The sequence below is a fragment of the Buttiauxella sp. S19-1 genome (assembly GCF_022134725.1).
GTDB classification, from domain to species: Bacteria; Pseudomonadota; Gammaproteobacteria; order Enterobacterales; family Enterobacteriaceae; genus Buttiauxella; species Buttiauxella ferragutiae.
Genome location: NZ_JAHWLU010000060.1, coordinates 1 through 12,897, shown reverse-complemented (window position 1 = coordinate 12,897; position 12,897 = coordinate 1). Strand labels below are relative to the sequence as shown.

General features: G+C 51.6%; 8 protein-coding genes and 1 tRNA gene. 4 read left to right on the top strand and 5 right to left on the bottom strand.

What is annotated here, in order from left to right; translation table 11 throughout:
* Nucleotides 1–25: 25 nt before the first annotated feature.
* The 4 genes from glgC to asd form a co-directional block, all read right to left on the bottom strand.
* Nucleotides 26–1,309, bottom strand: a complete 1,284-nt coding sequence (gene glgC, locus MES37_RS14160) for a glucose-1-phosphate adenylyltransferase (RefSeq protein WP_064542737.1) — start codon at nucleotides 1,307–1,309, stop codon at nucleotides 26–28.
* A gap of 15 nt (nucleotides 1,310–1,324) precedes the next feature.
* Nucleotides 1,325–3,307: a glycogen debranching protein GlgX gene (gene glgX / locus MES37_RS14155; protein ID WP_237931804.1), complete on the bottom strand. Its 1,983-nt coding sequence runs from the start codon at nucleotides 3,305–3,307 to the stop codon at nucleotides 1,325–1,327.
* Nucleotides 3,304–5,490, bottom strand: a complete 2,187-nt coding sequence (gene glgB / locus MES37_RS14150; RefSeq protein WP_064542731.1) for a 1,4-alpha-glucan branching enzyme — start codon at nucleotides 5,488–5,490, stop codon at nucleotides 3,304–3,306. Before glgB ends, glgX begins: the two co-directional genes overlap by 4 nt.
* 261 nt (nucleotides 5,491–5,751) lie before the next feature.
* On the bottom strand, nucleotides 5,752–6,858 hold the full coding sequence (asd, locus tag MES37_RS14145; protein ID WP_064542728.1) for an aspartate-semialdehyde dehydrogenase: 1,107 nt from the start codon (nucleotides 6,856–6,858) through the stop codon (nucleotides 5,752–5,754).
* A 147-nt stretch (nucleotides 6,859–7,005) separates the two neighbouring features.
* Here asd and MES37_RS14140 point away from each other — a divergent pair, with 147 nt between their 5' ends.
* Nucleotides 7,006–7,599, top strand: a complete 594-nt coding sequence (locus tag MES37_RS14140) for a YhgN family NAAT transporter (protein ID WP_064542726.1) — start codon at nucleotides 7,006–7,008, stop codon at nucleotides 7,597–7,599.
* Nucleotides 7,600–8,102: 503 nt separating this feature from the next.
* On the opposite strand, the gene yicI is transcribed toward MES37_RS14140, so the two are convergent.
* Nucleotides 8,103–10,427, bottom strand: a complete 2,325-nt coding sequence (gene yicI / locus MES37_RS14135) for an alpha-xylosidase (protein ID WP_237931802.1) — start codon at nucleotides 10,425–10,427, stop codon at nucleotides 8,103–8,105.
* A 341-nt stretch (nucleotides 10,428–10,768) separates the two neighbouring features.
* Here yicI and MES37_RS14130 point away from each other — a divergent pair.
* The 3 genes from MES37_RS14130 to MES37_RS14120 all read left to right on the top strand — a co-directional run.
* Nucleotides 10,769–10,863: transfer RNA gene (locus MES37_RS14130), tRNA-Sec, on the top strand.
* A 162-nt stretch (nucleotides 10,864–11,025) separates the two neighbouring features.
* Nucleotides 11,026–12,213 carry a tyrosine-type recombinase/integrase gene (locus MES37_RS14125; protein WP_237931799.1) on the top strand — a complete coding sequence of 396 codons (1,188 nt, stop codon included), beginning with the start codon at nucleotides 11,026–11,028 and terminating at the stop codon, nucleotides 12,211–12,213.
* On the top strand, nucleotides 12,200–12,897 hold a 698-nt coding region (locus MES37_RS14120; protein ID WP_237931797.1), incomplete at its 3' end, for an ATP-binding protein. The genes MES37_RS14125 and MES37_RS14120, both read left to right, overlap by 14 nt.

Genomic DNA, 12,897 nt, shown 5'->3' with positions numbered 1-12,897 from the left:
CGCGCGTGGGTCATTCCTTCACTTATTAACCATGCAATTTGGCAAGCATCTCGCGCGTCACCAGCACAATACCTTCTTCTGAGCGGTAGAAACGGCGAGCATCTTCTTCGGCATTTTCGCCAACCACCATGCCTTCCGGGATGACACAAGCGCGGTCAATAATGCAACGGCGTAAACGGCAGGAGCGCCCGACGATGACATCAGGCAACAATACTGACGAGTCAATGTTACAAAACGAATTAACACGCACGCGCGGGAACAGCACCGACTGAACCACCACTGAGCCAGAAATAATGCAGCCGCCGGAAACCAGCGAGTTCAGCGTCATGCCATGGCTACCGGAGCGGTCTTGCACAAATTTCGCGGGCGGCAGCGGCTCCATATGGGTACGGATCGGCCAATCCCGGTCGTACATATCCAGTTCTGGTGTCACCGAGGCGAGATCGAGGTTCGCTTTCCAGTAAGCTTCCAGCGTGCCGACATCGCGCCAGTACGGCTCGGCATTCGGGTCAGACTGCACGCAAGAAAGCGGGAAGGGATGGGCAAAAGCAACGCCGGATTTCATCACGTTCGGGATAATATCTTTCCCGAAGTCATGGCTTGAGGAGTCGTCTTTATCGTCAGCCTCTAACAGTTCGTAAAGGTAATCTGCATCGAAAACGTAGATTCCCATACTGGCGAGCGCTTTGCTGTCATCACCTGGCATCGACGGCGGATTAGCCGGTTTCTCAACGAATTCAATGATTTTCTCTTCGTTATCTACCGCCATAACGCCAAACGCCGAGGCTTCATGTAGCGGCACTGGCATACATGCCACCGTGCAGCGTGCGCCTTTTTCTACGTGGTCAATCAACATGCGCGAGTAATCTTGCTTGTAGATATGGTCACCCGCGAGGATCACCACGTATTCCGCTTTGTAACGGCGGATAATATCGAGGTTTTGTGTCACCGCATCGGCGGTGCCGCGATACCAGTTTTCACCGTGTACACGCTGCTGTGCCGGGAGCAAATCCACAAACTCGTTCATCTCTTCACTGAAAAACGACCAGCCACGTTGGATATGTTGAATCAAGGTATGTGACTGATATTGGGTAATCACGCCGATGCGGCGAATACCCGAGTTAATGCAGTTCGACAACGCAAAATCGATAATTCGGAACTTGCCACCAAAGTGAACGGCAGGCTTAGCGCGCGTTGAGGTCAAATCTTTCAATCGGGTACCGCGCCCACCAGCCAGAATCAGGGCCACGGATTTATTTGGCAGTTGACGTGCCAACATCAGAGGATCGTTCTTATCAAGCTTAACCATGACTGACTCCTTTTTTTATGACTTCTGGAATACGCAGACTCCGTGCGCAGGACCATGCCATACAGCCATCACCACCGGGTTGTCTTCACCGGCAAACGGAGGAATGGCTCGCCATTCCCCTTCGGGTAGTACGATGTCAGCCAACTCTTCGGTCGCGTTAATCGTAATGAGCCAACGTTCAGAAAGTTGGATTTGCAGGCGATGAACCCCGTTTTCCCACTCGTCAGCACTCAGAGGCTGAGCCTCTTTATTCCACCAGCGAACATTGTCATCACCTTCCTCCCACCAGAGATTTCGGGTTAATGCCGGAATCGTCTTGCGTAGATGAATCAATGCCGCGGTAAATGTGGTTAAGCCATCGTTACAGTGTTCCCAATCAAGCCAGGTCAGTTGGTTGTCCTGACAATAAGCATTATTGTTGCCGTGCTGGCTGTGGCCATGTTCATCACCAGCCAACAACATCGGCGTTCCCTGAGAAAGCAGTAACAATGTGAGCAAGGCGTGCACGCTGTCGCGCCGCCGCTCTTTGATATTCAGTGAAGCTTCCAGTCCTTCGAAACCATAGTTATTGCTGTAGTTATTATTAGTGCCATCGCGGTTATCTTCGCCGTTCGCTTCGTTATGTTTTTGATTGAAGCTGACACAATCACGCAGCGTGAAGCCGTCGTGGGCAGTGATTAAATTGACACTGGTTGAAGGCTTGCGCTCTCCACGACGGTAGACATCGCTTGAACCAGCAAAGCGGCAAGCGAATCCCCCCAACGATAGATCTTGTCGCAGCCAGAAACGCCGCATGCCGTCACGAAAATGGTCATTCCATTCCGCAAATAGCGGCGGATAGTTCCCCACCTGATAACCTCCCGCGCCAATATCCCACGGTTCAGCAATCAGTTTTATTTGCGACAAAACAGGATCGTTTTTTATCGCTTCGAACAACGGAGCATCCTGACGGAACTCCGGCGTACGCCCCATGACCGAGGCTAAATCAAAGCGAAAACCATCGATATGGCAGCTATCGACCCAATAACGGAGGCAATCCACCATCTGAGCGACCACGCCCGGCGTGCTCAAATTCAACGTGTTACCGCAACCGGTCCAGTTCTGGTAATCACCGTTTTCCATTAACCAATAATAGCTACGGTTGTCGATTCCGCTCAGTGAGAGGGTTGGGCCATCGCGGTCCAGCTCAGCACTGTGGTTCAGAACAATATCGAGAATGACCTCAATGCCCGCTTCGTGCAGTGCTTTTACAGCCCCTCGTAGCTCATTGGCGGCCACCAGTGGATCTTGATTTACCGCGTAATAACCTTCGGCGGCGTACAGCGCACGGGGGTTATAGCCCCAATAATTGCTGAGCCCTAAATGGGCGATGCGCGGCTCGGTGACAAAATGCGCCACCGGCAACAATTCAAGCGCCGTAATCCCCAGGCGTTTGAAATAGTTAATCATCACCGGATGACCAAGTGCGGTATAAGTACCCCGCAACTCTTCCGGGATGCCAGGATGAAGCAGTGTCAGGCCACGCACATTGGCTTCGTAAATTACCGTGTCGCCCCACGGGATTCGTGGGTGCACATCGTCTTCCCAGTCGAATTTATCCTGCACCACCACACATTTCGCCATGTGCGGAGCGCTATCTTCCAGGTTGGGTTCATCATAACCGCCATGCAGATGCGGATGGTCGGCTGCACCGCCAACTACCACGCGAGCACAAGGGTCGAGCAGCAATTTTGCCGGATTAAAACGATGGCCGTTTTGCGGTTCCCACGGCCCATGCACACGATAGCCGTATTTCAGACCAGGTTTAGCGTTGGGCAAATAGCCGTGCCAGATGTCACCGGTTCGCACCGGTAAATCGTAACGTTGCTCGTGACCATGCTCGTCGAACACACACAGTTCGACTTTATGAGCATTGGCGGAAAACAGGGTGAAGTTCACCCCTTTCCCATCGAAGTAAGAACCGTACGGCGCGGAATTCCCGGCGCTGAGTTGTGTCATTCAGCCTCCCGTACCAGCCAAATGGTCGACAGCGGAGGCAGCGTCAAACTTAAAGAGTGATCGCGCCCGTGGCTTGGGATCGCATCGCTGTGTACCGCCCCGCTGTTCCCGGCATTGCTGCCGTGATAATGCATTGAGTCAGTATTCAGTTCTTCACGCCAGCGTCCTGGCTGGTTAATGCCGAAGCGATAGTGGTAACGCGGCACCGGCGTAAAGTTGCTGGCGACAATGATTTCATTACCTTGTGAGTCGCGGCGCACAAAGATAAATACCGAGTTAACGTTGTCTTCCACCACCAGCCATTCGAAACCGTAACTGTCAAAATCCAGCTCGTGCATCGCGGCATGTTGGCGATAAGTGCGGTTCAAATCACGCACCAGACGTTTCACGCCGTGGTGCCAGTTGTCGCCGCCTTCCAGCAAGTGCCAGTCGAGGCTGCTGTCATGGTTCCACTCGCGCCCTTGAGCAAACTCATTGCCCATAAACAGCAACTTCTTGCCAGGGAAGGCCCACATCCAACCGTAATAAGCACGCAAGTTGGCAAACTTTTGCCAGGCATCGCCAGGCATGCGGTCGAGAATCGATTTTTTACCGTGTACCACTTCATCGTGCGACAACGGCAGGACAAAGTTTTCGGTGCTGTTGTACAACATGCCGAAGGTCATTTTGTCGTGGTGATACTGGCGATGCACCGGGTCAAGCTTCATGTAGTCGAGAGTGTCGTGCATCCAGCCGAGGTTCCATTTAAACCAGAAACCCAGTCCGCCCATCGACGCTGGACGCGACACGCCCGCAAAGTCGGTCGACTCTTCCGCCATGGTCACGGCACCAGGCGTTTGCTCGCCAATGATGCGGTTGGTGCTACGCAAAAATTCGATCGCCTCGAGGTTTTCACGGCCGCCTTTATCGTTGGGGATCCACTCGCCTGGCTGGCGGCTGTAATCGCGGTAAATCATCGACGCCACCGCATCAACGCGCAAACCGTCAATGCCGAAACGCTCAATCCAGTACAGACCATTGCCGACCAGATAGTTGCTGACTTCACGCCGCCCATAGTTGTAAATCAGGGTGTTCCAGTCCTGGTGATAGCCTTCGCGCGGGTCGCCATGTTCGTACAGCGACGTACCATCGAATTTCGCAAGCCCGGCGTCATCCGTCGGGAAATGCCCTGGCACCCAGTCGAGCAACACGTTTAAGCCCGCAGCATGTGCGGCATTAATAAAGTAACGGAAGTCTTCTCGCGTGCCGAAACGGCGCGTCGGCGCATACAGCCCTTGTGGCTGGTAACCCCAACTGCCATCGAACGGGTGTTCGTTAATCGGCAACAGCTCGAGGTGGGTAAAGCCCATCTCTTTCACGTACGGCACCAGTTGGTCCGCCAGTTCGCGGTAACTGAGCCAGAAATTATTGTCGGTGTGGCGACGCCACGACCCGAGATGCACTTCATAAATTGAAATTGGCTGATCGAAGCCATTAGCGCGCTGGCGCGCAGGGCTAAGGGTGGTTTTTTCCGGTAACCCGCAAATCAGCGATGCCGTTTCCGGGCGCATTTGCGACTCAAACGCATACGGGTCGGCCTTCAGGCGCAGATGCCCGTCGGTATCAATCAGTTCGAATTTGTATAACTGCCCAGGGTGAGCGCCAGGGATAAAGAGTTCCCAAATCCCGCTTTCGCGGCGTAAACGCATCGGATGGCGACGGCCATCCCAATAGTTAAACTGGCCAACGACGGAAACACGGCGGGCGTTAGGTGCCCAAACGGAGAAACGCGTGCCGGTGACGCCATCCATCGTGTCGGCGTGCGCACCGAGAGTTTCATAAGGACGCAAATGCGTACCTTCGGACAACAGCCAACTATCCACTTCCTGGATTAGCGGCCCAAAGCGGTAAGGATCATCAATGAGATTTTCATGGCCATGCCACATGACGGCCAGTTGATAACGGAATGGATTTTTACGCCGGGGAATAACCCCGCAAAAGAAACCGCGCGAATCAAGGCAGTCTAATTTACCGACCTTCCCCCCAGTTTTTGGTTCGATAACCCACACTTCGGTGGCGTCAGGTAACAGGGCACGCACTTCCAGCCCGGCATCCGTTTTATGCATTCCCAGCAAGGAAAAAGGATCAGCAAAGTGACCCGCAATTAGCGCATTTATCACGTCTTTTTCTGGATGAACAGACATGGATTTTGTCCTGTTTTTTTGTCTTATCCTGACGCTACGCTTACGCGCTCAGGATAACGTTATCATTGACCCAACGGGCAGCGTAAATGAACTCCTGTAAGCTGCTCCGCCCAACAACCTATCAAGACGGTTTTTTCCGCCCTGAATAAAGCATAGCCAACGCGCTGTTTTACTCCTGAAAAATAATTAATAACGATCATACGCTCCATGTATGACGCGAAAAAAAAGGGGCTGCAATGCCCCTTATGTAAACAAGTGTACTTATGCGAGCAGACGCAACATTCTACGTAACGGTTCTGCAGCACCCCACAGAAGCTGGTCACCCACGGTGAACGCTGAAAGGAATTCAGGGCCCATATTGAGTTTACGCAGGCGTCCAACTGGCGTGGTCAGCGTGCCGGTGACGGCAGCAGGCGTCAGTTCGCGCATGGTGATCTCGCGATCGTTTGGCACCACTTTCGCCCACTCGTTATGCCCGGAAAGCATCGCTTCAATGGTTGGCAGAGAGACATCTTTCTTCAGTTTGATGGTGAATGCCTGGCTGTGGCAGCGCAATGCGCCCACGCGAACACACAAGCCATCAACTGGAATAATCGTGCCGGTGTTGAGGATTTTGTTAGTCTCAGCCTGGCCTTTCCACTCTTCGCGGGTCTGGCCGTTATCCAGTTGCTTGTCGATCCACGGGATCAGGCTTCCTGCTAGTGGCACGCCAAAGTTATCCGTTGGCAGGCCGCCGCTACGGGTCAAGTCAGTCACTTTGCGCTCGATGTCCAGAATGGCAGACGCAGGATCAGCCAGTTCAGCCGCAACGTGATTATGCAGTTGGCCCATCTGGCTCAGCAGTTCACGCATATGACGCGCACCGCCGCCGGACGCTGCCTGATAAGTCGCCACAGACACCCAGTCAACCAGGTCATTCGCAAACAAGCCGCCGAGGGACATCAGCATCAGGCTGACGGTACAGTTACCGCCAACAAAGGTTTTGACGCCGTTGTTCAGCCCTTCCTGAATGACGTGCTGGTTAATTGGGTCAAGAATGATGATGGCGTCATCTTTCATGCGCAGTGAAGAGGCGGCATCAATCCAGTAACCCTGCCAACCGCTTTCACGAAGCTTTGGATAGATTTCGTTGGTATAATCGCCGCCCTGGCAGGTAATGATAATATCCAGCGCTTTCAACGCTTCCAGGTCATAAGCATCTTGCAGGGTGCCATTATTCTGGCCTGCAAAAGACGGAGCCGCGAGGCCGAGCTGAGAAGTGGAGAAGAAAACCGGACGAATGGCGTCAAAGTCACGTTCCTCAACCATGCGCTGCATGAGAACGGAACCGACCATACCGCGCCAACCGATAAAACCAACATTTTTCATAGAGACTAATCCTGCGAAGAAGATGTGTGCGTTGTGTGCATTAATTGGAAACAGCCTTCACATTACAAAATGCTGCCAAAGTCGCAAGTGAAATTAATCAATGATATGCAAGCGATTAGAAATACAACTTATTAGAGACAATTATTCATGACCGAAATCATTTCTGCGGCAGTGCTGTTAATCCTGATTATGGACCCGCTGGGCAACCTGCCGATCTTTATGTCAGTACTCAAACATACCGAGCCAAAGCGCCGCCGCGCCATCATGATCCGCGAGCTGCTGATTGCGCTGATCATCATGCTGATTTTCTTATTCGCCGGGGAAAAAATTCTCGCATTCCTTAACTTACGCGCCGAAAGCGTTTCTATATCCGGCGGGATTATTCTGTTCCTGATTGCGATTAAAATGATTTTCCCAAGCCATGAAGGTAATGCCTCTGGCCTGCCTGCGGGTGAAGAACCGTTTATCGTGCCGCTGGCGATCCCGCTGGTTGCCGGACCGACGCTGCTGGCGACATTAATGTTGTTATCGCACCAGTATCCGAATCAGATGGGCCACTTAGTGATCGCGTTACTGCTGGCCTGGGGCGGCACCGTGGCGATTTTGCTGCAATCTTCGCTGTTCTTGCGCCTGCTGGGCGAGAAAGGTGTGAATGCGCTGGAACGCCTGATGGGCCTGGTGCTGGTGATGCTGGCAACGCAGATGTTCCTCGATGGCCTGCGGGTGTGGATGAAGGGATAAACTTGCGTCCCCTCTCCCCCAACTGTCTCTTGTACACATCTTTGAAGAACAGTTCCTGCCAATTCGGAGAAGGTTCCGTTCACCAGGCGATTGAATGTTTATGTCGCCACGAAACCGGTGAACGTCTTAGGGTGGCCACCGTCGCCACCCTAAGGACCCGGACTCCCGGCAAATAAATCGCCGCAAGCGGTAAACCTCCATTTAGCCTCCGTGTCAGGGTCAGTTGCGATTCGTTCCCGACGATCGCGCCCTCCAGCCGTTCCCGACGGCTGGACCCTGCCACCTGGAGTCAAAATGGAGGCGATTTAAGCCGGACCCGAAATTCAAGGTCAAAGTCATAAGCCAGAGCGGTTTTGACCTTGTTCCCGGCTTCGATCGCACCGTTTGCGGGAATTACAGAGATAACTGAACGCACGGGTGAACGGAAAACCTGCGGGGCTGACAGCCCTCAGGGAGAGAGTTAATTGTAGGGCGGGCAAGCGCAAGCGCCCCCGCCACAAACATTAAAGCTCGATAGCCATTCCCGCCTCGTACGAATCCGGTGTAATCACCACACCGTGTTCACCCGCTGCACTCTTGCCTTGCTTCACGCCTTTCACACTGCTGATATTACGCAGACACAGCGTCCAGTCTTTCGCCTGGCCTGCGCTTTGTACCCCCAGCGTATTGCCTTCGCGACGCACCTTCAGCGTGAAGACAACCGAACCGTCTGCCGCCGGGACTTCACAAATCGCCTCGCGGCCATCGTCCAGGTTAAACAGCTGGAAAGCGGTGCCTTCGTGCCACGCGTAATCTGGTTTCTGGTCATTATTACCCAGCGCCAACAGCGTATTGTCACGCACATAAACCGGCAGGCTCTGGAAATCATGCTGCTCTTTATGCCAGCGGCTACCTTGCGCTTGCTGGTTGTTGAGCAGATGCGTCCAGCGGCCTTCTGGCAGATAGAACTGCACGTCGCCCGCTTCACTAAACACCGGCGCAACCATCACTGACTCGCCCAACATGTACTGGCGGTCGAGATAATCGCAGCCCGGATCGTCCGGAAACTCCAGCATCATGGCGCGCATCATCGGCGTACCGAACTCTGCGGCAAATGCGGCCTGGCGATACAGGTACGGCATCATACGCGATTTCCACTGCGTGAAGTGGCGCACCACATCGCAGGCTTCGTCGTCATACGCCCATGGCACACGGTAGGATTTGCTGCCGTGCAGGCGGCTGTGGCTGGAAAGCAGCCCGAACGCGCACCAGCGTTTATAAACATGCGCCGGAGCGGTGTTTTCGAAGCCGCCAATATCGTGGCTCCAGAAACCAAAACCAGACATGCCGAGCGACAAACCACCGCGCAGACTTTCTGCCATTGACTCATAGTTGGCATAGCAGTCGCCGCCCCAGTGAACCGGGAATTGTTGTGCGCCAACGGAGGCCGAACGGGCAAACAGTACGGCTTCTTCGTCGCCCAGTTCCTGCTTGAGCACGTTCCACACCAGCTCGTTATAAATGAACGCGTAATGGTTATGCATTTTCTGCGGGTCGGAGCCATCGTGCCACACCACATCGGTTGGGATGCGCTCGCCGAAGTCAGTTTTGAAGCAATCCACACCCATGCGCACCAGGCGTTTCAGATGGCTTGCGTACCAGTCGCAAGCCGCCGGATTGGTGAAATCAACAATCGCCTGGCCTGGCTGCCATTTATCCCACTGCCACACCGCGCCGTTCGGGCGTTTCAGCAGATAGCCTTTTTCCATCCCTTCGCGGAACAGCGGGGATTTCTGGCCGATGTACGGGTTAATCCACACGCAGATTTTCAGACCACGCGCTTTCAGGCGTTTCAACATGCCTTCAGGATCGGGGAAGGTCACCGGGTCCCACTCGAAATCACACCACTGGAAGGCTTTCATCCAGAAGCAGTCGAAGTGGAACACGTGCAGCGGCAGGTTACGTTCGGCCATGCCGTCGATAAAACTATTCACCGTCGCTTCGTCGTAGTTGGTGGTAAAGGAAGTGGTGAGCCACAGGCCAAACGACCACGCTGGCGGCAGCGCCGGGCGGCCAGTGAAGCGGGTATAACGGTCGAGAACCGCTTTCGGCGTTGGGCCGTCAATCACGAAGTATTCGAGATATTCACCTGCCACGCTGAACTGCACTTTGGATACTTTTTCGGAACCAACTTCAAAGGAGACACATTCCGGATGATTCACCAGCACGCCGTAGCCACGGTTGGTGAGGTAGAACGGAATGTTTTTGTAAGATTGCTCGGTGCTGGTGCCGCCATCGCGGTTCCAGGTTTCCACCGTCTGGCCGTTTTTCACCAGCGCGGTAAAACGTTCGCCCAGACCATAAACCGTTTCGCCAACGCTCAAATCCAGGCGCTCGAACATGTGCGTGTTGCCGCTGTTAGCATCCTGCACATAACCGTTATTTTTCACCGCACTGCCGGTGATGCGCACGCCATCGCGCAGGAAATCCAGCGCCCATTCAACGCCTTTGGTGACACGCACCGCCAGATTGCCGCTTTTCAGCTCGGCAAACTCAGCGGTGTTTTGCATCGACACTTTCACGTCGTGCAACACGTTCAGCGGATAATGCGGGCCGTTATCCACCGCGCCCTGGAAATGCTCGATGCGCACACCGACAATCCCTTCCTGCGGGGAGAAAAAGCGTAGCGTGAACAGTGGAGTATCAAGCTGATTCCCCCGCTCGCGCACATCCTTCATGCCCGCATACACCACCATCTCATTACCCTGCTGTTCCACATCAAACACTTGCACCGGGTGGATAAGCGCTAAACCGGGCTGGATAAGCCAGTTACCGTCACTAATTTTCATTATGCCGTCCTTTTCAATGCTGAATTTTTTGGAAACGGTGTGCCCGTGGGTCTGGTGCGCACCTTCAAAAATGAATGTGAAAAATTCGATATCAAAGGTTGTAAAGCATCGGGGACGGACGATGAATTCTAATTTCTGGTTATCAGATTATGTTTCTTGATAAGTGTGAGCGGAGTCGCTCTCTTAGCAGACTAAGATTTAAGGAATGGATGTTTTTCGCGCGGTTTGATTGATCTGGCTAATAGTTTCAGAAGAATCATGGGGTAAAGGGGAAAGCATTGTTTGGTAAGGGGGAAAAACTGGGTATACTGCGCACCGCCTCCATGTAGCAATCGAGGCAAGGAAGATCGTCGTCTCCGGTGAGGCGGCTGGACTTCAAATCCAGTTGGTGCCGCCAGCGGTGCCGGGCAGGTTCAACTCCTGTGATCTTCCGCCACTCATTGTCCGAACACATCCGAAAAAGTCTTTTAAAATCATTAAATTCATCAAGTTAGCTCACCTCACCGTCCGTATAAGTCCGAGACAATCTCCCTAAATCCGTGAAAAATATGTATAGTATTGTGTATAAAATTTTTATACACATAATTCACTTATACACATGCCCCTGACTGACATACAAATCCGCCGCGCTAAGCCGCAAGACAAGGCCTATACCCTAAACGATGGACAAGGCTTATCTCTGCTCATCAATCCCGACGGAAGCAAAGGCTGGAGGTTCCGCTACCGGTTCGCAGGCAAAGCCCGTCTAATGTCCTTCGGTTCATATAGTCTCGTTTCACTTGCAGAGGCTCGCGAGAAACGCGATACAGCCCGAAAGCAGGTAGCAAACGGCATCGACCCCGTAGAAGAACGTAAAGCTCAAAAACTGGCACAGCAGCTCTCCACAGAAAACTCTTTCGAGGCTATTAGCCGGGAATGGCATACAAACAAAGCTGACCGCTGGACTGTGGCCTACCGGGAAGAAATCATTAAGACCTTTGAACAGGATGTTTTCCCGTTCATAGGGAACCGTCCAATCTCCGAAATTAAGCCGCTGGAATTGCTAGAGGTGCTACGTCGTATCGAAAAGCGTGGAGCTTTAGAGAAAACAAGGAAAGTGCGTCAACGTTGCGGCGAGGTTTTTCGCTACGCCATAATCACTGGCAGAGCTGAATATAACCCTGCACCAGATTTAGCTATCGCGCTGGCCGTTCCAAAGCAAAAAAATCATCCATTTTTATCCGCCGAAGAACTACCTCATTTTATCCGCGATCTCGAAGCGTACACAGGGAGCATCATAACTAAGAATGCAACGAAGATAATTATACTCACTGGAGTACGAACCCAAGAGCTACGGTTTGCTACGTGGGACGAAGTGGATCTCGAAAAAGGGTTATGGGAAATACCGGCAGAACGGATGAAAATGCGTAGGCCTCACGTCGTTCCATTATCCACTCAGGTAATTGACCTATTTAAGCAGCTCAAACCTATTACCGGCCACTACCCATACATTTTTATTGGCAGGAATAACCGCAGTAAACCAATCTGCAAGGAAAGTGTGACGCAAGTGATTGAGTTACTTGGCTACAAAGGACGTGCTACAGGTCACGGTTTCAGACATACAATGTCGACAATCCTACATGAACAGGGATTTGATAGTGCATGGATTGAGATGCAGTTGGCTCATGTAGATAAAAATAAAATAAGAGGGACCTACAATCATGCATTATATCTACCTCAACGAAAAAATATGCTCACATGGTATGCTGAGAAATGTTTCAATTCAGGGCTAAATGAAAATGATTAGTGAAAAAGTCATAATTAACGACCGAGGAATTAAAAACAGGTTAAAATCTGTAAAACCTTTTAGCGCAATATCCGAATATATTTGGAACGGATTCGATGCAAAAGCTGACCGTGTAGAACTAACTTGGGTAAGTAATGAATTAGGAACACTAGAGTCCCTATCCATCAAAGACAATGGAACAGGGATCGCTGAAACTGAACTGGATTTTAAATTTAAGCCGTTCCTGTCTTCAGAAAAAAGATCGAATACTGAACTAAAATATATTAGCTTAGTTCATGGAAAAAATGGTTTAGGGAGGCTTACTTTTCATAAATTTGCCCATAATGCCACTTGGAATACGACATTCCTAAGTAGTGACAATTCTCTTTATGACTATGCAATCACCATAAACTCTTCAAATTTAGATGACTTTTCTAAGAAGAATATTGTTATATCTGAATCTAAATGCACTGGTACGAATGTTGTATTCCAAAACATTGAAGGCATCTCTGACTTTTACGTTCAAGGCACTTTAATTCCATTCATTGAAAAAGAGTTTGCATGGTTTTTATTTTTATTTAAAGAACTAGGTTATGTTTTAAAAATTGGCAGCCATGTTATTCAGCCAGAAAGCATCATAAAAGACAGTGAGTCTTTCGAGATAATAATAGATGATATTGAATTTAGGGTTGAATACGTTAGATG

Coding starts and splice junctions, on each gene's coding strand:
- yicI (WP_237931802.1), bottom strand. CDS start 10,427: ATGAAAATTAGTGACGGTAACTGGCTTATCCAGCCCGGTTTAGCGCTT.
- glgX (WP_237931804.1), bottom strand. CDS start 3,307: ATGACACAACTCAGCGCCGGGAATTCCGCGCCGTACGGTTCTTACTTC.
- glgC (WP_064542737.1), bottom strand. CDS start 1,309: ATGGTTAAGCTTGATAAGAACGATCCTCTGATGTTGGCACGTCAACTG.
- MES37_RS14125 (WP_237931799.1), top strand. CDS start 11,026: ATGCCCCTGACTGACATACAAATCCGCCGCGCTAAGCCGCAAGACAAG.
- glgB (WP_064542731.1), bottom strand. CDS start 5,490: ATGTCTGTTCATCCAGAAAAAGACGTGATAAATGCGCTAATTGCGGGT.
- MES37_RS14140 (WP_064542726.1), top strand. CDS start 7,006: ATGACCGAAATCATTTCTGCGGCAGTGCTGTTAATCCTGATTATGGAC.
- asd (WP_064542728.1), bottom strand. CDS start 6,858: ATGAAAAATGTTGGTTTTATCGGTTGGCGCGGTATGGTCGGTTCCGTT.